This window comes from Brachybacterium vulturis, assembly GCF_002407185.1.
Lineage (GTDB): Bacteria > Actinomycetota > Actinomycetes > Actinomycetales > Dermabacteraceae > Brachybacterium > Brachybacterium vulturis.
The window spans coordinates 661,948-685,846 of the sequence record NZ_CP023563.1 but is presented as its reverse complement, the minus strand read 5'-3'; the positions used below and the strand labels follow the sequence as shown (position 1 = coordinate 685,846).

Genomic DNA, 23,899 nt, shown 5'->3' with positions numbered 1-23,899 from the left:
TGGACAGGGACATCACTGCTCATCTGGAGGTTCCCATGGCTGCCCTGTTCGATGCGATCACCACGACCCTGGACCGGGCCCGCAGGTCCGACCACGGCCGGCACGCCGAGCTGCTGGTCCACGACGGGCCCCTGCGGCAGACGGTCATCGCGCTCCTGCAGGGCATGCGCATGTCCGAGCACAACTCCCCGCCCGCCGCCTCCATCCAGATGATCCGCGGCCGGGTGACGGTCACCGGCGAGGAGACCGTGACCCTCGAGACCGGCACCATCGAGGCGCTGACCCATCATCGCCACTCGGTCGAGGCGCTCGACGACTCCGTGTTCCTGCTGACCACGGTCACCAGCGTCCCGGGTGCAGAGAGCCACAGCGCCCCCGGCACCCACACCAGCGAGCTGCTGCGGGTGCGCGAGGACGAGTGAGCCCGCTCAGCTGACCTCTCCCCCGCCCTGGCTCGCGAGTCGCAGCCAGGTGTCCACGACGGTGTCCGGGTTCAGGGACATCGAGGCGATGCCCTGGTCCAGCAGCCACTGGGCGAGGTCGGGGTGGTCGGAGGGGCCCTGCCCGCAGATGCCCACGTACTTCCCGGCCGCGCGGCAGGCCTCGATCGCGCGGGAGAGCATGAACTTCACCGCCGGGTCCCGTTCGTCGAAGGCGTCCGCGACCAGCGCCGAGTCCCGGTCCAGGCCCAGGGTCAGCTGGGTCATGTCGTTCGAGCCGATCGAGAAGCCGTCGAAGTGCTCGAGGAACAGCTCCGGGGTGGCGGCGTTGGAGGGGATCTCGCACATCATGATGACCTGCAGGTCCTTCTCGCCGCGGACCAGGCCGTGGGTGGCCATCAGCTCGATGACGCCCTTGCCCTCGGCGGGGGTGCGCACGAAGGGGATCATGAGCTTCACGTTGGTCAGGCCCATGTCCTCGCGCACAAAGCGCAGCGCCTCGCACTCCATCGCGAAACAGTCCGCGAAGTCCTCCGAGAGGTAGCGGGACGCGCCGCGGTACCCGATCATCGGGTTCTCCTCCTCGGGCTCGAACAGCGGCCCGGCCAGCAGGTTCGCGTACTCGTTGGACTTGAAGTCGCTCATCCGCACGATCACCGGCTCCGGGGCGAAGGCCGCGGCGATGGTGGCGACGCCCTCGGCGACGCGCTGGACGAAGTACTCGCGCGGGGAGGCGTAGGCGGCGATCTTCTCGTTCACCTGCTGCGCGATCTCCGGGTGCTCGTGCTCCAGCCGGTCCAGCTCCAGCAGGGCCCGGGGGTGGATGCCGATCTGGCGGTTCACGATGAACTCCAGGCGGGCCAGGCCCACTCCGGCGTGCGGCAGCCGGGAGAAGCCGAAGGCCTGCTCGGGGTTGCCCACGTTCATCATGATCTTCGTGCGCAGCGGCGGCATCGAGTCGACCTCGGAGGAGGAGACGGTGAAGTCCAGCAACCCCTCGTAGACGTATCCGGTGTCGCCCTCGGCGGCCGAGACGGTGACCTCGTCGCCGTCGGCCAGTTCCGCGGTGGCGGTGCCGGTGCCGACCACGGCGGGGATCCCCAGCTCGCGGGCGATGATCGCGGCGTGGCAGGTGCGACCGCCCCGGTTGGTGACGATCGCGCTCGCCCGCTTCATGATCGGCTCCCAGTCGGGATCGGTCATGTCCGCGACCAGCACCTCCCCGGGCCGGAACTCGTGCATCCGCTCGATCGTGTCCAGCACCCGCACGGCCCCGGCACCGATCCGGGCACCGATCGCCCGGCCCTCGGCGCGGACCGGTCCGCGGGAGGACAGGAGGTACTTCTCCACGGTGTTGCCGGCGCGGGACTGCACGGTCTCGGGGCGGGCCTGGAGGATGTACAGCCCGCCATCGGCGCCGTCGAGACCCCATTCGATGTCCATCGGCCGCCCGTAGTGCTCCTCGATGATCAGCGCCTGGCGAGCGAGGTCGGTCACCTGCTGGTCCGTGAGGGACAGGCGGGTGCGCTCGGCGGGGTCGACCGGGATGAACTCGGTGGTGCGGCCGACGGCGGTGTCCTGGGTGTAGACCATCTTGGTGGCCTTCTCGCCGACGGCGCGCTTGAGGATCGCGGGACGGTCCTCGCGCAGGCCGGGCTTAAACACGTAGAACTCGTCGGGGTTGACCGCACCCTGGACCACGCCCTCGCCGAGGCCGTAGGCGGAGGTGATGAACACGGCCTGGTCGAAGCCGGACTCGGTGTCCATGGTGAACATGACCCCGCTGGAGCCCAGATCGGAGCGGACCATCTTCTGGACCCCGGCCGAGAGCGCCACCGCGGCGTGCTCGAAGTCGTGGTGGACGCGGTAGGCGATCGCCCGGTCGTTGTACAGGGAGGCGAACACCTCGCGGATCGCGGTGAGCACCGAGTCGATGCCGCGCACGTTCAGGAACGTCTCCTGCTGCCCGGCGAAGGAGGCATCGGGCAGGTCCTCCGCGGTGGCCGAGGAGCGCACCGCGAAGGAGGCCGCCTCCCCGCTGCCGGCGGCGAGCTGCTCGTAGGCGGCGCGGATGTCCGCCTCGAGCCGGGCGGGGAAGGGCTGGGCGACGACCAGCTCCCGGATCTCCTTGCCGGTCTCGGCCAGCGCGATCGTGTCCTCGGTGTCCAGACCCTGCAGCCGCTCCTCGATCCGCTGGGCGAGTCCGGTCGCGCCGAGGAACTCGCGATAGGCCTCCGCGGTGGTGGCGAAGCCGTCGGGGACCTGGACCCCGAGCCGGGTCAGGTTCGAGACCATCTCGCCGAGGGAGGCGTTCTTGCCCCCCACCTGCTCGAGGTCCGACATGCCGAGCTCGGAGAACGGGCGGATGCTCTGCGTCATTTCGTGCTCCTTCAGTGGTGGGTGCTCAGAGCGGGGTGGTCCCGCGGCGGGCGAGCGATTGGAGGATCAGGGTGGACATCTCCTCGACGGATTTGCTCGAGGAGTCGACGAAGGGGACCCCGTGCACGTCATAGACGCGGCGGGCCCGGGACAGCTCCCAGCGGGCCTGCTCGAGGGAGGCGTAGCGCGAACCGGGCATGCGCTCGCTGCGCACCGCCGAGAGCCGCTGCGGTGAGATGAGCAGACCGAAGCAGCGGTCGGCGACGCCCGCGATCGACGCGGGCAGCACCTCACCGTTGAGGTCCTCGTCCACCAAGGGGTAGTTCGCCACGAAGATCCCGTGCAGCAGCGCGAGGTACATGCTGGTGGGGGTCTTGCCGCAGCGGGACGGCGCGATCAGCACCACATCGGCCTTCTCGATCGCCCGCACGGACTGGCCGTCGTCATGCTCGATCGCGAACTCGACCGCCTGCATGCGGCGGTTGTAGCGGCGGGAGTCCCCCACCCCGTGCAGCCGCGCGGGAGCGTGGTCACCGGTGACCCCGAGCCTGTCCTCCAGCTGGGCCAGGTGTCCGCTGACGAAATCGATCACCGGCGCCTTCGTGGCCCGCAGCTCCTCGCGCACCGCCTCGTCGACCACGGTGAGGAACACCAACGGGGCGACGGCGCCGTCCATCGCCGCATCGAGGTCCCTGCGCACCTCGCGCGCCTCCTCGACGGTGCGCACGAAGGGCATCAGCCGTCGCTCGAAGGGGATCGTGGGGAACTGCAGCAGCAGGGCGTTGCCCATGGTCTCGGCGCTGATGCCGGTGGAATCGGAGATGAAGAAGACCGGGACGGCCGGGGGTGAGGTGGGACCGACGGCACCGGTGGGACCCGTGGACACCGCGGGGGCGGAGTTCCTCGCGGCGGAGGGCAGCGGTGGCGGGATCGGAAGATCTGCGTTCACTGTGCGCCCCTTGCTCTGGGCCCGGTGACGGGGCACCGGGGACACGACGATGTGCTGGGCTCACCGTATCCGGGAGAGGAGGGGCAGGGAGGGGCCGTCCAGGAAGGTGGTGCGGCTCACCACCGGGGTGCGCAGGATCAGCGACGTGCGCGTTCACGTGAGCACGAATGAGCAGCAGGTCGGAGCATGCTCTGCTCGGCTCCGCCGCACCGGTTCACTCGCAGGTCAGGATCCCCACCAGGAAATCGTCGTCCGCGGGCCGGAGGTCCCAGGTCCCGAAGCGCTGGCCCAGCCGCAGTCCGGCCGCCCCTGCATCCGCCTCGAAGTCCTCGAGCGCATAGCCACGGTCCAGCCCGAAGCCCACCACCAGGCGTCCCTCGGGAGCAAGGTGCGCGGCGAGCCGGGCGAGCGCGGGGCGACGCTCGGCTGCGGACAGGAAGGTGAGCACGTTCCCCGCGCAGACGATGAGGTCGAACCTCGCGGGCAGGTCCAGCGCCGCGAGGTTCCCCACCTCCCAGCGGGCCCCGGGGTGCTGAGTGCGGGCGACCTCGATGAGGTGCGGATCGAGGTCCACCCCGGTCACCGTGTGCCCGGCCCGGGCGAGGTATCCGCCCAGGCGCCCGCCGCCGCAGCCGGCGTCGAGCACCCGGGCCCCGCGCCCGGCCATCGCGTCGAGCAGGCGGGCCTCGCCGTGGATGTCCTGGCCGGCGGCCTCGAAGCGGTGCCAGCGCTCGACATGGTCGCGGGAGTGCCGGGGATCGCGGCGCAGCGCCGCGGTCCACAGGTTCTCCGCGGGGCCCGGCAGGGAGGAGGGGCTCATGCGGCGACTCGCGAATCGTCGCGGATCTGGCCCACCAGCTCCTCGAGCATGTCCTCCAGGGTGACGATGCCGATCACCGTCCCGGTCTCGTCGCTCGCCGCCCCGAGGTGGGCCCCGGAGTCCTGCATCGAGGTGAGCGCCTGGCGCAGCGGTGCCTCGGCCCCGACCACCGGCAGCGCCCGGATGCGGGCGGCGGGGATCGGCAGCTCCCGGTGCTCCTGCACCGAGTCCAGCAGGTCCTTGATGTGGACGTAGCCGGTCAGGCGGCCATCGGCGGCGCGGACCGGGAACCGGGAGTAGCCCTCGACCGCGGCGGCCTCGGCCTGTGCGGCGGTGACGCCCTCGGGGAGGGTGGAGACCTCCTCCAGCGGGATCACCAGGTTGGAGACGCTGCGGGCCTCGAAGCGCAGGGCGCCCAGCAGGAGCGCCTCGTCGTTGTCCTCGAGCAGTCCGCCCTGGCGGGACTCGCTCACCATCGCCGCTACCTCGTTGCGGGTGAACACGCTGGTGACCTCTGCTTTCGGGGTGACTCCGAGCATCCGCAGCACCAGGTTCCCGCAGGCGTTGAGCAGCCACAGCAGGGGGCGGAGCGCGGTGACGATGCCCATCAGCGGCGGACTGAGGATCAGCGCCATCCGCTCCGGTCCGGCCAGGGCGATGTTCTTGGGCACCATCTCGCCGAAGACGACGTGCAGATAGGTGACCAGCGCCAGAGCGATCACGAAGGCGATCGGGTGGGTGAGCGCGCCCGGCACGCCGAGCAGCTCCAGCGGCCCCGCGATCAGATGCGCGATGGCGGGCTCGCTGATCGCGCCGAGGGCGAGCGAGCACACGGTGATGCCCATCTGCGCCCCGGCCATCATCAAGGAGACCTGCTCCATCGCGGAGATGGTGACCTTCGCGGCCCAGCGGCCCTCGAGCGCCTTCGGCTCGATGACCGAGCGGCGGGCGGAGATCAGGGCGAACTCGGCCCCCACGAAGAACGCGTTGAGCAGGAGCAGCAGGAGGGTGAGGGCGAGGCCTGTCGGGGTGCTCATCAGCTGTTCACCGTCTCGTGCCCGGCGCGGTCGGCCGCGTCGTCGTCCTCGTCGTCGGCCTCGATGACCTCGACCGTCACGTGGACGGTCTCGATGCGCATGCCGTCGATCTCGATGACCTCGATCCGCAGCCGGGCAGGCTCCTCCCCCGGGGCGGGATCGGTGTCCACGCGCACCTCGTCGCCGACCTCCGCGAGGCGTCCCAGCTCCATCGTGATCAGCCCGCCGAGGGTGTCGTAGTCCTCGTGCTCGGGCACCGTGACGCCGAGGCGCTCGGTGGCCTCGTCGGGGCGCATCCGGCCGTCGAGGTCCCAGGAGCCGTCGGCCTCGGGGGTGTCGTCCGTCTCCTCGTCGTGCTCGTCGCGGACCTCGCCGACGATCTCCTCGACGAGGTCCTCGAGAGTGATGAGCCCGGCGTGGTCGCCGAACTCGTCGACCACCACGGCCATCTGCAGGCCACCGGCGCGCAGGGTGTCCATGAGGTCGTCCAGCGGCACGGTGTCGGGCACGAAGGTCGCCGTGCCCATCACCGTCTCGACCAGGGTGGTGGGGCGCTGGTCGAAGGGGACCGCGAGGCCGTGGCGGATGTGGGCGACGCCCGTGATCTCGTTGTCGTCATCCAGCACCGGGAAGCGGGAATGGCCGGTGACCCGCGCGAGCTCGAGCAGCTCGGCCACGGAGTCGCCGACCTCGAGGGAGTCCATGCGCCCGCGCGCGACCATCGCGTCATGTGCACGACGGTCACCGAAGGCGAGGGTGCGCTGGACCAGCGACGCGGTCTCCGCGGCGAGCGCGCCCTCCTCCGCGGACCGCTTGACCAGCACCGCGAGCTCGTCGGCGCTGCGCGCGGAGCCGAGCTCCTCCTGCGGTTCGACGCCGAGGGCGCGCACCACCGCGTTGGCGTTGCCGTTGAACAGGCGGATCGGCAGCTTGAAGATCGTGGTGAACAGGCGCTGGAAGCCGACGACCAGCTTGGCCGTGCGCAACGGCTCCGCGATCGCCATGTTCTTGGGCACCAGCTCGCCGAAGATCATGGTCATCGCGGTGGCGAGGACCAGGGCGATGGTCACGGAGACCGAGCGGGCGGCGACCTGGCCGAGCCCGGCGTCGAGCAGGCCGGGACCGATCAGCGCCGCGATCGCGGGCTCGGCCAGGAAGCCGATGCCGAGGTTGGTGACGGTGATGCCGAGCTGGGCGCCGGAGAGCTGGGTGGAGAGGGTCTTCATCCCCTGCAGGACACCGCCGGCGCGTCTGTCGCCGGCATCGGCGGCCGCCTCCACCTCATTGCGGTTGACGGTGATCAGGGAGAACTCGGCGGCGACGAAGCCACCGCAGGCGGCGATCAGCACGAGGCCGACCGCCAGGGATATGAGGGGACCGATCAGGTCCATGGACGGATCCCCCCATGGGAAGTGATGAGATGCAGGCCCGAAGGCCTGGGACTGTCACTGGGGGCGTCGCTGGCGGCGCTCATGATCTCCTGGTGCTCCTCATGACGACTCCGACGATCGGAGACGGATGAGGGAATGTTACAACCCGCTCCCTGGATGCGGGGGCCGGTGTGGAGGACGCCTCAGGGGCGATCGGTCTCCGGCGCGGGCGTGTCCGCGGGCAGCTCCGCAGCAGCCTCGGCAGCAGAGGGCTGGTCCGTGGCGGGAGCAGGCTGCCCGGGGCCGTCCACCGCTGCAGGCTCGTGCGCGGTCCCGCCGAGCAGGGCCCTGATCCGTCCCCGGTTCAGGAATGCGACGATACCGACCGCGATCACCAGGCCGAACAGGGCCAGGACGATGAGGATCGCGGCGATCACGCCCGCGCTGAGCCCCGTGCGCTCCGCAGAGAACACCAGGAGCACGCCGTGCTGGCCGTCCACCGTGATGACCTCCTCGCCGAGGACGGCGGTACCGGCCTCATCCTGAAGCACGGCAGTCGGGCGCAGGCCTTCTCCACGGATCGTCCAGGTCGCATCGGTGCCCAGCTTCTCGTACAGCGTGCCGTTCACACCCAATGCCAGGGAGACCTGGAAGTCGCCATCGCCGCGGTCCGCCACGGAGACCTGGGGCGGGCCCTCGGCGCCGTCGAAGCCGAGCTTCTGCAGCGCGCCCGGGAACTCGCCAGCGTCTGCGGCCTCTGCTGTCCGGGTGTAGGTGACGACTCCGTCGGTCTCGGAGCGCTCGGTGCCCTCACCCAGGAAGGCGATGATGTTCTCCGCGGTCACCGCTGCGTCATCCGCCGCCGGGAGGGAGAACTCCATGGTGAGCGAACCCCCGCCGTCCCGGTCGACGACGAGGTCATAGGAGGCGGTGCGGAAGCCGATGGTCCGGGTGAAGATCTGCGGCTCGGTGCCGCCCTGGAGCGCGACCACCTCCGTGCCCGCGGCTGCCTGGTCCTGCGGGGCGTCGGCCGTGCTGCCGCTGAAGCCGACCGGGACCTCGAGGCCCTGCTCAAGGTGGCCCCTCTCCCCGCATGCCACCGTGCACTCGATGGTGTCCACGACGCGGGTGTCGATGGAGAAGGGATCCTCGGCATTCGGTGCGACCTCGACCGAGAAGACGCTTCCCGTAGTGGCCAGCGCCGTATCGGTCCACCCCGCCACCTGCTCGGCGGTCCCGGCCGGGAAGACGATCTCCCAGGTGGTCCCGGTCTCTCCGGCGGGTGTCAGCTCGCCGCCCTCCGGGGTCGCCGCCTCGAAGAAGGCGTCGAAGTCGTCCTTCGCATCCAGGTATATGGCGCGCTGCAGCTCATAGGTGACGGTGCGGAGGTAGGAGTCCGCGGCAGGGTCCTCAGCGCCGGCGGTCACCACCTCCACGCCGTCGAAGCTGACCGTCTCCGCATTGGTCCACACGGCGGCCGAGTCCGTGCCGGGGTACGTGGACCGGTCCAGATCGGCGTCGTCGACCGTCACCGTCGCCTCACCCTGATCCAGCAGGTCATCGATGTCGCTCTCGCTCCCGTCAGCGATCTTCTCTTCCTCCACCAGCGCCTTCACGGCCCAGCGGGTGAGGTCACGGGCGGTGAAGTTCCGGGTGAGGGTGTAGCCGGAGCTGAACGGAGGCGTCGGCGGCGTGAAAGTCGCCTCGGCGGTCTTCGTGAGATCGCCGGCGGCCAGCACGGGCTGCGCCTTGGCCGCGTAGTCCTTGGCACCGGTGAACTCGAGTGTCAGGGTGAAGACGGTGTCGGTGCCGTCCTTCGTCATCCCCTGGTAGGTCAGCCCGGGGTTGTGCTCCTCGATCGTGGACTCGACGGTCGCCGCGCCACCGTTGATCTTCTCCATGTCACTTTCGGAGATCGTGATGGTGAGGGTCTGCACCCCCGAGCCGTCCGCAGCGATCTCGGTCGAGCTGTCGACCTCACCGCAGGCGGCGAGGGCGAGCAGCGCAGCGATCCCGGCGATCAGAAGCAGCAGCAGGCGTGACCTGGACAGCCTCGAATCCCCTCGACCGGACACCATATGGGCAGACGTGCGCATGACCCCTCCTGAGCGCAGCGGAGGGGACCCCCGTCCCCCGCCGGATGATTGTTCGCGCCAGCATTCTACGCAGAGTCATGGCCTCCCCGCGGCGATCAGCAGGTTTCGCGAGCGGCGCACGCCTGCGCCGCTCATCCCCGTGTGTCGGCCGCCCGTCGCTGCAGGAAGGAGGCGAGCGCACGCAGCTCGACCTCGTCGACCGCATGCCCCAGCTGCGGGCGGCGCTCCTCCTCGAGCCGGGTGTGGGTGCTCAGGAAGTCTCGCACCGCCTCCTCCCGCCCATCGGCGAAGTGCGGATCCATGCCGCCGTGTCCCCACAGCACCGGCGGCGACACCTCGGCGAGCGCGGAATCTCCGAGCATCGGGGCGGGGAATGGGAATCCGGAGAGGTTCACGACGAAGTCGACGGCATGCGGATCACGTCGCAGCAGCTGCAGCGCGAGGGCCCCGCCCTGGGAGAAGCCGATGGCACCGACGACCGGGGCGTCCTGCGCAGCGCTCCAGCTCTCGACCGCAGCGGCCGAGGCCTGCAGCGCCTCCGGACGCGCTGGGTCCATCGGCATCTCGAACCAGGCGTAGCCCTGCACGTAGCGATAGATGCCGCGCAGGGAGGCGTAGGTGAAGTCCGTGGGCAGGAAGGGGACCAGCCCGGCGAGGTCGTCCTCGTCGCTGCCCAGGCCGTGGAGCAGGAGCACGATCGGCGCACTGCGCATCCTGTCTGGATCCGAGCGCACCACGGCGTCCTCGTCGATCTCCGTCGCGATCAGCTCGACCGGTGCGTACTGGGAGGCGTTCGTCATCACGGCAGGATATCCGGCGCCGCCTCCGGGCAGGGGAGAACCCCCAGGTCGCGCGGTGCGCTGGTCGGAAGGACGAGATCCGACCCCTGGGGGTCCCGGCAGCTCGGTGGTATTCGCTGCGCGTCCGGATGAACGGTCGCCTCAGCGGCGAGCCACCTCACACGTCCGATGATTATTCACTTCTCGGACCACCTCCTTCCCTGTGTACCTCCACCGTAGGACCGCCGCGCCGGCAGCGCAACGGATTTTCCGCTGGAGGCCGTTCCGTGCTCGGTTGCGGCTGGATCACGGGACGTGGCCGTCGCCTGCGCTCACCCCCCGCCTCCGCCGGACGATGATCGCGATGATCGCAGTCAGCGCTCGAATGGCAGGATGTATGCCGGGCACCAGCCCGAGACATCGCCGTCCCCTCGAGGAGACCCACCATGCAGTCCGTCCTGATCGATTCCCTGGAGAAGGTGCTGGGCGACGCGGCACCGCGTCCGGCCGCGATGATCGGCGGTGCCCACGCCTCCGGCTTCCTCGGCGAGGTGCTCTCGCTCCAGGTCGCGCTCCGGCTCGAGGCCGACGAGGCCCCGGATCTGCGCGTCGAGCTCACCGGCGAGATCGCCGACAGTGTCCGGGTCCATGCGGTGCGCCGGGTGCCGGTCTCCTCCGCTGCACCCGAGGATCCCGACGAGCACTACCTCGTCACCGCGCCGGGCGAGTACCCCGACCTGCTCGAACCGGTCACCGACGGCGTCGTGCGGATGGGCCAGGGGATCTGGGAGGCGCTGTGGATCGACGTCGTGGAGGCCGCCCCCGGCGAGCACGACCTGACCCTCACCCTCTCCGACGCCGCCGGCGGGCAGGTCCTCGCCGAGCACGTCCTGCAGCTGCGCGTGCATGGGCATCGCCTGCCGCCGCTGTCGATCACCAACACGCACTGGTTCCATGTCGACAGCCTCTCGACGTACTACGACGTGGAGGTGTTCTCCGAGCGGCACTGGGAGCTGATCGAGACCTACCTCGTCTCGGCCCGGGAGATGGACGTGAACAGCGTGCTCACCCCCACCTGGACCCCGCCGCTGGACACCGCCGAGGGGCACACCCGGCCCTTCGTCCAGCTCATCGGCATCCACGAGGAGGGCGGCGAGTACTCCTTCGACCTCTCCCGCCTGGACCGCTGGCTGGGCCTCTGCCGCAAGCTGGGCTTCACCGGCCTCGAGATCGCGCACCTGTTCACCCAGTGGGGGGCGCTGAAGACCCCGGCGATCCAGGTGCAGACGGCCACCGGCCTCGAGCACCGCTTCGGCTGGCACGTGGCGGCGACCTCGCCCGAGTACCGCCGCCTCCTGGAGGCGCTGATCCCGACGCTGCGCACCCATCTGGAGGAGCACTGGGACGGACGGGTGCTCTGGCACATCTCGGACGAACCGCGCGAGCATCAGCTCGAGGACTACAGCGCGGCGAAGGCTCAGGTCGCGGACCTGCTCGAGGGCGCAGAGGTGGTCGACGCCCTGAGCCCCTTCGCCTTCGCCGAGCAGGGCGTGGTGGACACGCCGATCGTCGCGACCAATCACGTGGGCCCGTTCCTCGAGGCCGGCTGGCACCCCTGGGTGTACTACTGCGTCTCCCAGAACCGCGATGTCGCCAATCGCTTCATCGCCCTGCCCTCCGTGCGCAATCGAGTGCTGGGCCGGCAGCTGTTCGCCTTCGAGGCGCCCGGCTTCCTGCACTGGGGCTTCAACTTCTGGTGGGCGCAGTACTCGGTGCGGCCGATCGACCCCTTCGAGGACACCTGCTCGGGCGGCGGCTTCTTCGGCGGCGATCCCTTCGTCGTCTACCCGGGGCCCGACGGCACCCCCTGGCTCTCGCTGCGCTACCGCGTGTTCGTGCAGGCCATGGCCGATCACCGGGCGCTGACCTGGCTCGCGGAGCTCACCGATCGTGCGAGCGCGAGGGCGCTGATCGATGAGGGCGGCACGCTGACCTACTCGTCGTTCTCCTACGACGTCGAGGAGCACCTGCGCGCACGGCACGCAGTCGACGAGAAGATCCTCGCCGCCCTGGAGCGCTGAGCCTCAGAGCTCGGGCAGCTCCTGCTCGGCGGTCTCGGCCTCCATGCGGTCCTCCTCGCGATTGCCCTGCTCGGCGGCGGTGGCGTCGTCACCGCCGCGGTCGCGGTCCGTGTCGAAGCCGTAGCCGTCGGCGTTGCGGGAGTCCGGCCCCTCGGCGGCGACGCGGTCGGTCTCGAGGGCGTCGTCGATGCTCACCTCGTCGGTCTCCTCGTCGGCGCCGCGCTCGTACTCGTCCTCGCTGGTCGCGGTGATCCGGTCGAGCTCGGGATCGTCGGCGGGATCGTTCGGCGGCAACTGGGTCATGGGGTCCTCCTCGGGTGGGTCAGCTGAGGGCGTCGATGATCGCCGTGGTGAAGGCGTCGAGGTCATCGGGCGTGCGGGAGGTGATCAGGCGGAAGCCGGCGGAGTCGTCGACCACCACCTCCTCATCGACCCATCGCCCGCCCGCGTTGATGAGATCGGTGCGGATGGTGGGGACCGAGGTGAGCTCGCGGCCGTCGGCCAGGCCCGTCTCGACCAGCAGCCAGGGTGCATGGCAGATCGCGGCGACGGGCTTGCCGTCGGCGGCGAAGGCGCGGGTCAGGAACTGCGCGGTCTCGTCCCCGCGCAGCGCATCCGCGTTGAGGGTGCCTCCGGGCAGCACCAGGGCGTCGAAGTCCGCAGCCTTCACGGTGTCATGGGCCGCGTCCACGGGTACCTCGGGACCGCGCTCGCGGTCGCGCTCGAGGGTCGTGACCACACCCGTCTCCGGGGCGACCACGGTGAGCTTCGCGCCCGCCTCGCGCAGGGTGGCCAGAGGGATGCGGATCTCGTCGGTCTCCGTGCCGAAATTACTGGTCAGCACGAGAATATTGCGTCCGTCGAGGGTGCTGTTCATGGCGTCTCCTCACATCGGGGCGTCCGGGGTGCGACCGTATCACTGCGGCGCGGCGGGGAGGCCGCCACGGACGGATCCGTGGCGGCCTCGAGGGTCACTGCGATGCGGACATCAGCCCTCCGGACGCGGCGGCACCGTACCCGGGACCGGCTCCCGCGCCTGCGCCTTCTCGAACTTCGCGAGCTGACGGGCGGCGGCCTCGCGGCCACCGAGCCCGAAGGCCAGCATCGCGGCGGCGGCGGCACCGATCACCAGAGCGCCGAAGGCCATCTCGATGATCGAGTCGGCCACGCCCATCGACTTCAGGCCCATCGCGACGAACAGGATGATCACGGCCCACTTCACGACGGAGCCGACGGTGCCCTTGAGCACCTTGCCGACGATCATCGCCAGGAAGAAGCCGGCGGCGATGATCGCGCCGCCGAACAGCACGTTGCCGCCCAGCTCGAGGATCTGCGAGAGGATCGCGGTGATCTGCGGGAAGCCCAGCGCCTGGGCGCCCATCACGGCGAAGAACAGCACCACGGCGATCTCGACCACGCGCAGCACGGTCGGGGTGGCGGAGGAGCCCGGCGAGAGGATCTCCTGCTTGGTCAGCCAGGCGTCGATGCCGGATCCCTCGAGGATCGGGCGGAACAGGCCGGAGACGAAGCGGGCGACGAGCACGCCGATCCCCACCAGCACCACGGCGGCGATGATGTTCGGGATCGCGGTGAACACCGCGGTGAGCATCGCGGAGGCGGGGTCGGAGATCGAGGCGATGCCCAGGATCTGCAGCGCCGCGATCGACACCACGATCATGATCAGCGCGAAGACCACGGAGGCGAGGATCTCGGGGACCTTCGACGCCGGGGAGACGGCCGGGGCCTGGTCGGGCCCGCCCTGCGGCGCAGCCGGCTCGGTGGGACGCCCGGCGGAGGTCACTCCGCCGGTGGCCTTGTCGAAGCCGGACTGGGCGGTGCCCAGCAGCTTGCCGAAGTCCACGGCGTTCAGCGCGGTGGTGATCAGCGCCCGCACGATCTTCGCGATCGTCAGACCGATGATGAAGACGAACACGGCACCGATGATGTTCGGGATGAACCCGAGGCCCTGTTCGAGCATCGAGATCACGGGCGAGAGCACCTGGGAGAGCTGGAAGATCCCGAGGATGATGATCAGGCCCAGCAGCCAGATGACCATCGAGGCGATGGTGCCGATCGAGTTGCCGAGCGCCGCCCCGTCCACGCCGGGCCGGCGGAGGGCCGGCACCTTCTGCGTCAGGCCGGCCACGCCCTTCTTGACCAGCATGGCCAAGATCGCGGTGATGACCAGGATGACGACGGCGGCCAGGACCTTCAGTCCCAGCCCCGCCCAGTCGAAGTTCGATAGTGAATCCACGGGATCCTCCGGGGTTCGAGGGGAAGTCGGTCACCGATTTCCTCTACCGGCCTGCGGATCACCGGTCGTCCATCGGCTGAGGAATCGTCATGGTTCCTCGGGGTCGAGCATGACGTATGACCTGCGTCACGTCCACACGCACTGGTCACAGAGTTCTCACATCTGAGTATCAGGTCCCGCAGAAAGTCAGGAAGTTCTCGCCGCCGTCACCCGGGCCCTCGAGATGCTCGAGCCCCGCCCGACGGGTGAACGGTGCGGAGACCGCCGCGAGCAGCTCCCGCACAGGTCCCAGGTCACCCAGGTGCGCCGAGCGCAGCGCCGCCTCGAGGCGGACGTTGCGAGGGATGTACAGCGGATTGACGCACGCCATCTCCGCGGGCGTCGCCGAGCGCCGAGCCTCCCAGCGCCGCGCCCACTGCGCGAAGGAGTCGCCGGCGACGAGCTCCGCGGCCCTGCCCTCCCCGAGCGCCCGGAAGAAGCCGGTGTGGTCGACCTGCTGCTCCTCGAGCAGCACCAGCAGCTCCTGGCCGAGGGCGGACACCCCCTCGACGTCGCCGCTGATCCCCAGTTTGCGGGCCATCTGGCGGGTCCAGGCCTGCTGATACCAGCCCTCGTACTGCTCGAGCACCGCGGTGGCCTGCTCCACCGCGACGTTCGGATCCGCCTCGTCCAGCAGCGGCAGGAGGGTCTCGGCGAAGCGGGAGAGGTTCCACAGCGCGATGCCGGGCTGCTTGCCGTAGGCGTACCGGGCGCCCCGGTCGATCGAGCTGAACACGGCATCACGACGATGGACGTCGAGCACGGCGCAGGGTCCGTAATCGATGCCCTGGCCGGACAGGGCCATGTTGTCGGTGTTCATCACGCCATGCACGAAGCCCAGCAGCATCCACCTCGCCACCAGCTCCGCCTGCGTCCGGGTCACCGCCTCGAGCAGCCCCAGCGGCCCGTCGGCCGACGGGTGGTGGCGCCGGATCGTGAACTCGACGAGGCGCCGGCGCACCTCCTCGTCCAGGTGCCAGGTCGCGTACTCGAAGGTCCCCACCCGCAGGTGGCTCGCCGCGACCCGCACCAGCAGCGCACCGGGCTCCGCCGTCACGCCCTGACGCGGGGCGATCTGCTCCCCGGTGCTCAGCACGGCGAGCGCCCGACTGGTGGGCACACCCGTGGCGTGCAGCCATTCTCCGAGGACGGCCTCGCGCAGCATCGGCCCGAGCGGCGCCTTCCCGTCGCCGCCGCGCGCGAACGGAGTGCGGCCGGAACCCTTCAGATGCAGATCGCGGTGGCGACCACGGGTGTCCACGAGGTCGCCCAGCAGCACCGCCCGACCATCGCCGAGCTGCGGGTTCGGGCTGCCGAACTGGTGGCCGGCGTAGGCCTGTGCGGTGGTCCCGTCGATCTGCCCGGTCAGCAGCGCGAGGCCGTCCTCGCCGCGCAGCCACGCCGCGTCGAACCCCAGCTCCGCGGCGAGCGGCTCGTTGAGCCATACGATCTCGGGTCGCGGCGGCGCGTCGGCGCGCCAGGGGACCGACAGCTCGGGGAGCGCGCGGGCGTAGCTCTGCTGGAGCACCGGGGCGGGCGGGGCGACCTTCTCCATCTCCCCAGTCTCCCACCCCGGAGCACTGACCGCTTGACGGTTCCGGCCGTGGGGAGCACACTGGTCACGCACATTGTGCAACCCCCTTACGTAATGGTGGTGGGGACCTGCGACGCGAGAAGGACCGATGGCCACGGCGCTCTCCCATCCCTCTGCGGTCCGCCTCGCCAACGCGCGTGACTGCGTGGTCGTGCTGCGGGAGGCGGCCGCAGCGCTGAGCCTGGCCGAGCTCGCCTCGGCGACGGGGCTCTCCCGCCCCACCGTCGAGGCCGTGCTGGAGGACCTGCGCGCCACCGGGCTCGTCGCGCCCGCCCCGGCCGCTACTCCGGGTGGCGCCGGGCGGCCGGCCCGCCGCTTCGGGTTCGACGCCTCCGCGGCGACCGTCGCCGCCTTCGACATCGGCACCAGCACCGTGCGCTGCCTGGTCTCCGATGCCGCCGGGCGCGTACTGGCCCGCGGCTCCGCGCCCGCCACCGGCTCCGACCCCCTCGCCCCGCTCACGCAGGCGCTGCACGAGACGCGGACGACACCCACCGCGGTCGGGGTCGCCGTCCCCGGGATCCTGGGGCCCGACGGCCGCATCACCCGGAGCCTCGCGGTGCCCGACCTGGAGGGTCTCGATCTCGGCGTGATGCTCGCCGACCGACTGGGCTGTCCGGTGGCGGTCGAGAACGACATCAAGCTCGCCGCGCTGGCGGAGCATCACCTCGCCCCGCCCGCCCACAGCATCGTGCTCCTCCAGCTGGGCCACCGGATCTCCGTCGCCGTCGTGGTCGGCGGGGAGATCCTGCAGGGTGCCCATCGCCTGGCCGGTGAGCTCGGCAGCCAGCGCGGGATGCGGTGGACCGACAGCTCGGTGCGCGGCCGGCTGACCTGGTCCACCGGCGACGACGGACGCCGACTCCTCGAGCGCGCCGCCGCCGGGGACGCCGCCGCCCAGGCCGAGGTCGAGGAGTTCTGCACCCAGATCGCACCGCGGCTGGCCACCGTGCTGCTCACCGTCGACCCCGAACGGGTCGTCGTCGGCGGCGGCCTCTCCCGCGCCGGCGAGACCCTGCTGGCGCCGCTGCGCCGCGCCGTCGGCCGACTGCTGATGACCGAGCACGCCCCCGAGCTGGTGCCCGCGCGGCTGACCACCGACGGTGCCCTCATCGGCGCGCTCGGCCTGGGTTTCGCCCACGGCTCCTCGCAGATCACCGGCATCCCCGAGGTCCCCGCCCCGTGGCATCGCCTCCACGCCACCCTGTCCTGACCACCCCACCCCATCGACCCGCAAGGACACCTCCATGACCGCCGACATCACCTTCGGCTTCAGCTCCTACAGCTTCCACGCGAAGCTCTCCACCGGGGAGATGACCCTGCCGCAGGTCATCGACTGGATCGCCGCGAGCGAGGGGGAGCATCTCGAGCTCGCCGTCCTCGGAGACGACGCCGAGTCCCCGATCCCGAACCTCGCCTCCGATCCGGCCTACGTGGACCGCATCCGTGAGCATGCCGCGTCCGCGGGAGTGCTGCTGACCAACCTCGCCATCGGCGCGGACCTCTCCTCCGGGGACCCGGCGCAGACCGCCCGGGTGAAGGAGTACGTCGATCTCGCCGCACGGCTCGGGATCACCCGGATGCGCCACGACGTGGTGCCCCACGGCGGCCACGACGGGGACGACACCCCGCTGTTCGAGCAGGTGCTGCCGCAGATCGTCGCGGCGAGCAAGGAGATCGCGCAGTACGCCGCGACGAGGGGCATCACCACCAGCCTCGAGAACCACGGATTCTTCGTGCAGGCCGCGGACAGGATCCGTCGCATCATCCACGCGGTCGACGAGCCGAACTTCCTCACCACCCTCGACGTGGGCAACTTCGTGTGCGTCGACGAGGATCCCGCGGTGTCGGTCGCACAGAACCTCCCCTACGCGATGGTCGTGCACTTCAAGGACTTCTACGTGCGGCCGGCCGATGCCGCACCCGGCGAGGGGTGGTTCCGCAGCCGCGGCGGCAAGCCTCTGCGCGGGGCGGTCGTGGGAAGCGGCGACATCGATCTGCGGGCCGTGGCCCGGGCCATTCGTGACTCCGATTTCTCCGGCTACGCCGCGATCGAGTTCGAGGGCTGGGAGGACTGCCTCCTGGGCTGCGAGCGCGGGATCGCCTACGCCAAGAGCCTGTTCGCCTGACCACCCCTGTCCCCCTGACGAAGGAAGCATCACCCATGACGAAGTTCCGAGTCGGCGTCATCGGCGCCGGCAGCATCGCCCAGTCCCATCTCACCGCGTACTCCCAGAACGCCGAGGTCGAGCTGATCGCGGTCGCCGACATGAATCTCGAGCGGGCGCAGACGGTGGCCGCGCAGTTCGGCGCGGCCCGCGCCTACGCCGATCCCCACGAGCTGCTCGCCGATCCGGAGATCGACGGCGTCTCGATCTGCACCTGGAACAACTCCCACGCCTCCTGGGCGATCGCAGCGCTCGAGGCCGGCAAGCATGTGCTGGTCGAGAAGCCGCTGGCCCGCACCCTGGCCGAGGCCGAGGAGATCCAGCGCGTCGCCGCACAGAGCGACCGAGTGGCGCAGGTGGGCTTCGTGCGCCGCCACTCGCCCAACTGCCAGGTGCTGAAGTCCTTCATCGATGCGGACGAGCTGGGCGAGATCTACTACGCCAAGGCCAGCTGCCTGCGCCGCGTCGGCAACCCCGGCGGCTGGTTCGCGGACAAGGAGCTCTCCGGCGGCGGCCCGCTGCTGGACATCGGCATCCATGTGCTGGACCTGTGCTGGTACCTGATGGGCAGCCCCACGGTGGTCTCGGTCAGCGGGAACACCTACGACAAGCTCGGCAGCCGGGGGAACGTCACCACCATGCCCCGCTACAAGGCGGCGGACTACGACCCCGACAAGAACACCGTCGAGGACCTCGCCAACGCGGTGATCCGCTTCGAGAACGGCGCCTCGCTGCTGCTGGACTGCTCGTTCTCGCTGCATGCCACCAAGGACTCGATCGACGTCTCGGTCTACGGCGAGAAAGGGGGCGCGGAGCTCGAGCCCTCGCTCCACATCGCCACGGAGATGCACGATTCGGTGGTCAACATCGAACCGCAGATCGCCTCGCGCAGCTTCGAGTTCGGGGTCGGGTTCGCCCACGAGATCCAGAACTTCGTCGACGCCTCCCTGGGCCGGGCCGAGTCGATCGCCCCGGCCTGGCACGGAGTCGAGATCGTGCGCATCCTCGAGGCGATCTACGAGTCGGCCGAGCTCGGCCGTGAGGTCTCGCTCGTCTGAGCCGGTGGGCCCGGCGTGCTGCGGGTGAGGAGAGGAGCGCGTCCGGTCCGCACGGGCCGGGTGCGCTCCCTCCCTCCGTTGACTTCGTGACCCAGCTCACCCAGGCTGGGGGGTGGTGCGGCTCGTCCACGGGTGCAGCCAGGCCTCGGGAGCCGCCCGAGAGGGCAAGGAGGCTCATCGATGTCCAGCAATCGCGCAGTCGCATACAAGGGACCGGGCAAGGTCGAGGTCATCGACATCGACTACCCCACCTACGAGCTGCAGGACGGACCGGGCGTGCACCCGGACAACGTCGGCCGCAAGCTGCCCCATGCGGCGATCCTCAAAGTGGTCACGACGAACATCTGCGGCTCCGACCAGCACATGGTGCGTGGCCGCACCACGGCTCCCAAGGACCTGGTGCTGGGGCACGAGATCACCGGTGAGGTGATCGAGACCGGCCCCGGTGTGGAGTTCATCCGGAAGGGCGACCTGGTCTCGGTGCCCTTCAACATCTCCTGCGGCCGCTGCGAGATGTACAAGACGCGCCGCACCGAGATCTGCCTGAACGTGAATCCCGACCGTCCCGGCAGTGCCTACGGCTACGTGGACATGGGCGGCTGGGTCGGTGGTCAGGCCGAGTACGTGCTGGTGCCGTATGCGGACTGGAATCTGCTGAGGTTCCCGGACAAGGACCAGGCCATGGAGAAGATCCTCGATCTGACCATGCTCTCGGACATCTTCCCCACCGGCTTCCACGGCGCGGTCTCCGCCGGGGTGGGCCCTGGCTCCTCGGTGTACATCGCCGGTGCCGGTCCGGTGGGCACGGCGGCCGCCGTGGGTGCTCAGCTGCTGGGCGCCTCGGTGGTGATCATGGCGGACATGAACGCGGATCGTCTGGCCAATGCGGCGAAGTTCGGCTGCGAGACGATCGACGTGTCGAGCGAGGATCCGCGCGAGGGCATCTCCCGGATCCTCGGCCGGGAGGAGGTCGATGCGGGAGTGGATGCGGTCGGCTTCGAAGCCCGCGGTCACGGCAAGGATGCGCAGGAGGCGCCGGCGACGGTGCTGAACACGCTGATGGATGTGACGCGTGCCGGTGGCGCGCTCGGCATCCCCGGTCTGTACGTGACCGGCGATCCGGGCGGTGTGGACGAGGCCGCGCAGCAGGGCTCGCTCTCGCTGCGGCTCGGGCTGGGCTGGGCGAAGTCGCTGGCGTTCACCACCGGTCAGTGCCCGGTGATGAAGTACCACCGGCAGCTGATGGAGGCGATCCTGCACGACACGGTGCAGATCGCCGACGCCGTCAACGCCGCGGCGATCTCGCTGGACGATGCGCCGGTCGGGTACGAGAAGTTCGATTCCGGGGTCGCCACGAAGTACGTCATCGATCCCCATGGCATGACCGGCAAGGTGCAGCCGGTCTGAGCCTGAGTCTCACCGCCCGCCCCGGAGCCGCTCGCACGGGCTTCCGGGGCGGGCGACGTGCGTCCGGAGGTGACATCCGTGTCACGGTGCGCGCTGCACAGCGCGATCGCGCTCAGCCCCGCCATCGACCAGCGGCGGCTCGATGGGCCACAGCACGGCAAGAGCCCAGGTCAGAGCGTGTCGTCACATCGATGTCAGATCTCGAGCGTGGTTCCGCTCCCCACCGCTCAGAACGGTGGGTCGGTCTCGTCGGGGGTCGGTCCCGGTGGGATGATCCGACGGGCATACCGGCCGGGGTAGGCCTTCTTGTACGCAGCAGCGCGCTGCTGCGCGGCCCGCTCCCCCGGGGGTCGGGTCTTCTCCTCGGCGTGGCGGCGTTCGGCGTCCTCACGGGAGCGTTGGTGCACGCGCCAGGCACGCTCCATCGCCTGGACGGTGTGTGGGGTCAGCAGGTCGGTATTCGCCCTCGACCTCGTCCGGACCACATCGCCGATGACCCAGGTCGTCTCCAATGGTCCGGCGGTGGTGGTGCCGTCCCCGGTGCCGGGATCGTCCCCGGGGTCGCGGCCGGGATCGATCAGGCGGGCGGTCTTGTGCTTGTGGTGCAGCCAGCACAGCCGGTGGAGGTTCCACAGGCTGGTCTGTCCGCCCTGGTCGGGGTGTTCGTGGTCGTACTCGATGATGTGGTCATCCTCGGCCGCGATCACCGTCGCGCGGGTGCAGCCGGGGACCGCGCAGACGGGGTGTCGCAGCCGCAGCTGGAGCCGCATCTGCGCACTGGGGTGATACGTCGTCGCGGACACCGGCAGGTACGCGCCGGTGATGGGGTCGGTGAGGATCCGCTGCCATGTGCTCTCCCCTGCGGCGAGCGCCCTGGCCTGCTCTGCGGGCAGAGGGCTCATCCCCTCCAGCATCGCCGGCGCGTCATCGATCCCCAGCAGCGTGGTCGCGGGAACGGTGACCAGGATCTTGTAGGGCCGGCTGGTCTCTTCGACGGGGTCGATGTCCAGGATCGAGTGAGTGAGGATCGCATACCGGAGGGTCGCCAGCGACAGGGCGCGTCCCCGTTCGTGGAGGTTCTCGTCGATGTCGAACGGGAGCGGTCCTTCTGCTCCGTTCTCCAGGGCGGTGCGCTGGGCTCGTTGTACGGTGCGAGAGGCGACATCGAGTCGGTGCGCGAGCGACTGGATCTCGGGGATCGGGCCCGTCACCAGCAGTGACGCGGTCCCTGTCTCGGTATCGACGCCCACGATCCCCACATCCCTCGACGTCGAGGGTGGGGCCGGCAGAGTGCCGGCGGTCGCCAGCTCCACAGCCAGCACCACCTGCTTGTCGAACGTCGCCTTGGACACCGATGGCAGCTCCACGGTCGCCATATGCGCATCGACCTGTCGGATCTGCTCCTCATCCAACCGGCGCACGTGCCGGATCAGGGAGTGATGCCAGGCCGCAGGCAGGTCACCGGTTCGGAGATGCTCGAAGGTGAGCGGCATCCACTCCACCGCCATATGCGCGTCATGGACCTGCCCCTGGGCCTGGACGTAGGTGCACCGCAGACCGGTCGCGACCTTCAACGCGGTGACGTCCGCGTCGTCCAGGAGGCCCTGCACGGCGGGGTCCTCACAGAAGAACGTGGAGAGCTGACGGAGATGGTCGGCATGGAGGCGGGCCCGCGCCTTCATCGTGTGGTGCAGCGAGAGCACCCGCGCAGCCTCGACACTGCCCGGCTCGACCTCCTCGAGGATGTACTCCTCGGTCAGCTCTCGACGCGCCCGCACCGCCCACTCGAACACCTCACAGGGTCGGGCAGCGGCGGCGTTCCGGGGTGCGGCATCCGCCGCACCGTGCGGCCCCTCGCCCGCGCTCTTGCGATCGGAATCCGCGTCCTCGAACTCACCCATCGCCACCACCTCCTCCCGTATCCGGAGCACTTCACGGATCACGCCTGAAATATCCCTCGATACTATTCCGTGCACCCCCACTGCAGAAGGCCATGGACAAAATGGGGATGAATCTGTGGATAACGACCGTGCGTGGAGGAAAGGTCATCCAGTGCATGATCGCGTCTGCATCCTCGGCCCCAGCCACGGGCGCCTCACCGATCCTTCGACCCTGCACCCCCCCCCCGAGCGCCTGTCGTGGCCCGACGAGAACAGTGCGTCCACCTGCGAAGTCATGGTATCTCGAGACACTCGACACCGGTTCTGCGTTCCGCTCCTGACGCAACGAGGTCACGCCGCTCGGACGGCGAAGAGCGGCGAATACATGAACCGACGCATCACCCCGCACATGTCGTCAAGACCCACGTAAAATATGTGGATGGTGGAGCGGCGTGGAGGAAAGATTGTGGCACTTATCCACACTGTGCATAATTCTGGGGATAACTTCCCATCCGGAGATCCTCCGGCATAGAGTGAACCCAGTGCCCGGTCCTCCTACAGCCCGGTCCTCCTACAGAAGGAGCCGCTATGAGTTGGCGTCACTCTGCTCCCGTCCTCACGGTCCGACCCCGCCCGGCCACCCGTCACCCGAGCCCGAGGCGATCCATCGCGTCGAACGACTCGATCGCCGCAGTCGGTTCGACCGCCTCCGTGCTCGCGGTCGGCTCCGGGCTCTCCGTGCTCTCCCTCGGATCGTGGGGCTCACTGCTCGGGATCGGCTCGATCTGGTCCATCGGTTCGGTGGGCTCAGCGCTGTCCATCGGTTCGATCGGTTCGCTCCTGTCGATCGGCTCGATCGGTTCGCTGCTGTCGATCGGTGCCGTCGGCAGCTTCGGATGCATCGGGACCCGCCGGGTGCTGCCCGGGAAGGAGGTCCCACGCCCCAGGAGCGCGTAAGGTCGACCCATGACGGAACGCACCACGTACCTCCTGGTGGACGGCGAGAACATCGACGCCACGCTCGGGGTCTCGGTCCTCGGCCGACGCCCCCAGCCCGAAGAGCGCCCTCGCTGGAACAAGCTCCTCCACCATGCCGAGATGACGTGGCACCAGCCTGTGACCGGGCTGTTCTTCCTCGCTGTCGAGGACAGCCTGCCCTCGAGCTTCGTGCAGGCGCTCATCGCGATGGGCTACAAGCCCATCCCGCTGCGTGGCGAGGGCAAGATCGTGGACATCGCGATCCAGCGCACCGCGGAGGCTCTCGAGTCGCGCGCGGCCGACGTCATGCTGGTCAGCCATGACAAGGACTTCGTCCCGCAGATGGAGGACCTGGCCGCTGACCTGGATCGCCGGACCGCGATCGTCGGGTTCCGCGAGTTCATGGCCTCGGATCTGCAGGACATCCCAGGGATCGAGTTCCACGACCTCGAGTACGACGTCGCAGCGTTCACCAGCCGCCTGCCGCGCGTGCGGATCATCGACATCGACGAGTTCGATCCGCTCGAGTTCATCTGAGGAGCGGCCCGGGGGCACTCGAGAGTCCCCGGG

At 69.9% G+C, this 23,899-nt stretch carries 20 protein-coding genes; 7 read left to right on the top strand and 13 right to left on the bottom strand.

What is annotated here, in order from left to right; genetic code table 11:
• Nucleotides 1–35 precede the first annotated feature (35 nt).
• Nucleotides 36–422, top strand: a complete 387-nt coding sequence (locus tag CFK38_RS03030) for a cupin domain-containing protein (RefSeq protein WP_096801744.1) — start codon at nt 36–38, stop codon at nt 420–422.
• 6 nt (nt 423–428) lie between these two features.
• Here CFK38_RS03030 and ppsA read toward each other — a convergent pair whose 3' ends face one another.
• The 7 genes from ppsA to CFK38_RS02995 form a co-directional block, all read right to left on the bottom strand.
• Complete coding sequence (ppsA, locus tag CFK38_RS03025) at nt 429–2,819, bottom strand: phosphoenolpyruvate synthase (protein WP_096801743.1); 2,391 nt, start codon at nt 2,817–2,819, stop codon at nt 429–431.
• A 25-nt stretch (nt 2,820–2,844) separates the two neighbouring features.
• Nucleotides 2,845–3,768 (bottom strand): pyruvate, water dikinase regulatory protein, encoded by a 924-nt coding sequence (locus CFK38_RS03020; RefSeq protein WP_096801742.1) that lies wholly within the window; start codon nt 3,766–3,768, stop codon nt 2,845–2,847.
• Nucleotides 3,769–3,982: 214 nt separating this feature from the next.
• Nucleotides 3,983–4,588 (bottom strand): class I SAM-dependent methyltransferase, encoded by a 606-nt coding sequence (locus CFK38_RS03015; RefSeq protein WP_096801741.1) that lies wholly within the window; start codon nt 4,586–4,588, stop codon nt 3,983–3,985.
• Nucleotides 4,585–5,625: a hemolysin family protein gene (locus tag CFK38_RS03010; RefSeq protein WP_096801740.1), complete on the bottom strand. Its 1,041-nt coding sequence runs from the start codon at nt 5,623–5,625 to the stop codon at nt 4,585–4,587. Before CFK38_RS03010 ends, CFK38_RS03015 begins: the two co-directional genes overlap by 4 nt.
• Nucleotides 5,625–7,016, bottom strand: a complete 1,392-nt coding sequence (locus CFK38_RS03005; protein WP_096801739.1) for a hemolysin family protein — start codon at nt 7,014–7,016, stop codon at nt 5,625–5,627. The genes CFK38_RS03010 and CFK38_RS03005 overlap by 1 nt, the downstream gene beginning before the upstream one ends.
• Nucleotides 7,017–7,198: 182 nt before the next feature.
• Nucleotides 7,199–9,091: a hypothetical protein gene (locus tag CFK38_RS03000; protein WP_157773328.1), complete on the bottom strand. Its 1,893-nt coding sequence runs from the start codon at nt 9,089–9,091 to the stop codon at nt 7,199–7,201.
• A gap of 131 nt (nt 9,092–9,222) precedes the next feature.
• The gene (locus CFK38_RS02995) at nt 9,223–9,891 is read right to left on the bottom strand and encodes an alpha/beta hydrolase (protein WP_096801737.1); all 669 of its coding nucleotides are present in this window, start codon (nt 9,889–9,891) and stop codon (nt 9,223–9,225) included.
• Between the two features lie 425 nt (nt 9,892–10,316).
• On the opposite strand from CFK38_RS02995, the gene CFK38_RS02990 reads away from it, so the two are divergent.
• Nucleotides 10,317–11,951 (top strand): glycoside hydrolase domain-containing protein, encoded by a 1,635-nt coding sequence (locus CFK38_RS02990; RefSeq protein ID WP_096801736.1) that lies wholly within the window; start codon nt 10,317–10,319, stop codon nt 11,949–11,951.
• 3 nt (nt 11,952–11,954) lie between these two features.
• Here CFK38_RS02990 and CFK38_RS17050 read toward each other — a convergent pair whose 3' ends face one another.
• The 4 genes from CFK38_RS17050 to CFK38_RS02970 all read right to left on the bottom strand — a co-directional run bounded on the left by CFK38_RS17050 (nt 11,955) and on the right by CFK38_RS02970 (nt 15,799).
• Nucleotides 11,955–12,254, bottom strand: coding sequence for a hypothetical protein (locus tag CFK38_RS17050; protein ID WP_157773327.1), 300 nt, complete (start codon nt 12,252–12,254; stop codon nt 11,955–11,957).
• A gap of 19 nt (nt 12,255–12,273) precedes the next feature.
• Nucleotides 12,274–12,828, bottom strand: coding sequence for a type 1 glutamine amidotransferase domain-containing protein (locus tag CFK38_RS02980; protein WP_096801735.1), 555 nt, complete (start codon nt 12,826–12,828; stop codon nt 12,274–12,276).
• 111 nt (nt 12,829–12,939) lie between these two features.
• Complete coding sequence (locus CFK38_RS02975) at nt 12,940–14,205, bottom strand: mechanosensitive ion channel (RefSeq protein ID WP_245851203.1); 1,266 nt, start codon at nt 14,203–14,205, stop codon at nt 12,940–12,942.
• Nucleotides 14,206–14,374: 169 nt separating this feature from the next.
• Nucleotides 14,375–15,799: a protein adenylyltransferase SelO gene (locus CFK38_RS02970; protein ID WP_096801734.1), complete on the bottom strand. Its 1,425-nt coding sequence runs from the start codon at nt 15,797–15,799 to the stop codon at nt 14,375–14,377.
• Between the two features lie 127 nt (nt 15,800–15,926).
• On the opposite strand from CFK38_RS02970, the gene CFK38_RS02965 reads away from it, so the two are divergent.
• The 4 genes from CFK38_RS02965 to fdhA all read left to right on the top strand — a co-directional run bounded on the left by CFK38_RS02965 (nt 15,927) and on the right by fdhA (nt 20,471).
• A complete protein-coding gene (locus CFK38_RS02965) occupies nt 15,927–17,051 on the top strand; it encodes an ROK family protein (protein ID WP_096801733.1) in 1,125 nt (374 codons plus the stop codon).
• 34 nt (nt 17,052–17,085) lie between these two features.
• Nucleotides 17,086–17,967 carry a sugar phosphate isomerase/epimerase family protein gene (locus tag CFK38_RS02960; protein ID WP_096801732.1) on the top strand — a complete coding sequence of 294 codons (882 nt, stop codon included), beginning with the start codon at nt 17,086–17,088 and terminating at the stop codon, nt 17,965–17,967.
• 35 nt (nt 17,968–18,002) lie between these two features.
• Nucleotides 18,003–19,064: a Gfo/Idh/MocA family protein gene (locus CFK38_RS02955; RefSeq protein ID WP_096801731.1), complete on the top strand. Its 1,062-nt coding sequence runs from the start codon at nt 18,003–18,005 to the stop codon at nt 19,062–19,064.
• Between the two features lie 180 nt (nt 19,065–19,244).
• Nucleotides 19,245–20,471 (top strand): formaldehyde dehydrogenase, glutathione-independent, encoded by a 1,227-nt coding sequence (fdhA, locus tag CFK38_RS02950; RefSeq protein WP_096801730.1) that lies wholly within the window; start codon nt 19,245–19,247, stop codon nt 20,469–20,471.
• Between the two features lie 227 nt (nt 20,472–20,698).
• Here fdhA and CFK38_RS02945 read toward each other — a convergent pair whose 3' ends face one another.
• Together CFK38_RS02945 and CFK38_RS17045 are read right to left on the bottom strand one after the other, a co-directional pair.
• A complete protein-coding gene (locus tag CFK38_RS02945) occupies nt 20,699–22,372 on the bottom strand; it encodes an HNH endonuclease signature motif containing protein (RefSeq protein ID WP_096801729.1) in 1,674 nt (557 codons plus the stop codon).
• Nucleotides 22,373–22,995: 623 nt separating this feature from the next.
• Nucleotides 22,996–23,331, bottom strand: a complete 336-nt coding sequence (locus CFK38_RS17045; protein ID WP_157773326.1) for a hypothetical protein — start codon at nt 23,329–23,331, stop codon at nt 22,996–22,998.
• On the opposite strand from CFK38_RS17045, the gene CFK38_RS02935 reads away from it, so the two are divergent.
• On the top strand, nt 23,318–23,866 hold the full coding sequence (locus CFK38_RS02935; RefSeq protein WP_096801728.1) for an NYN domain-containing protein: 549 nt from the start codon (nt 23,318–23,320) through the stop codon (nt 23,864–23,866). The genes CFK38_RS17045 and CFK38_RS02935 overlap by 14 nt on opposite strands.
• The last annotated feature ends 33 nt before the right edge of the window (nt 23,867–23,899 follow it).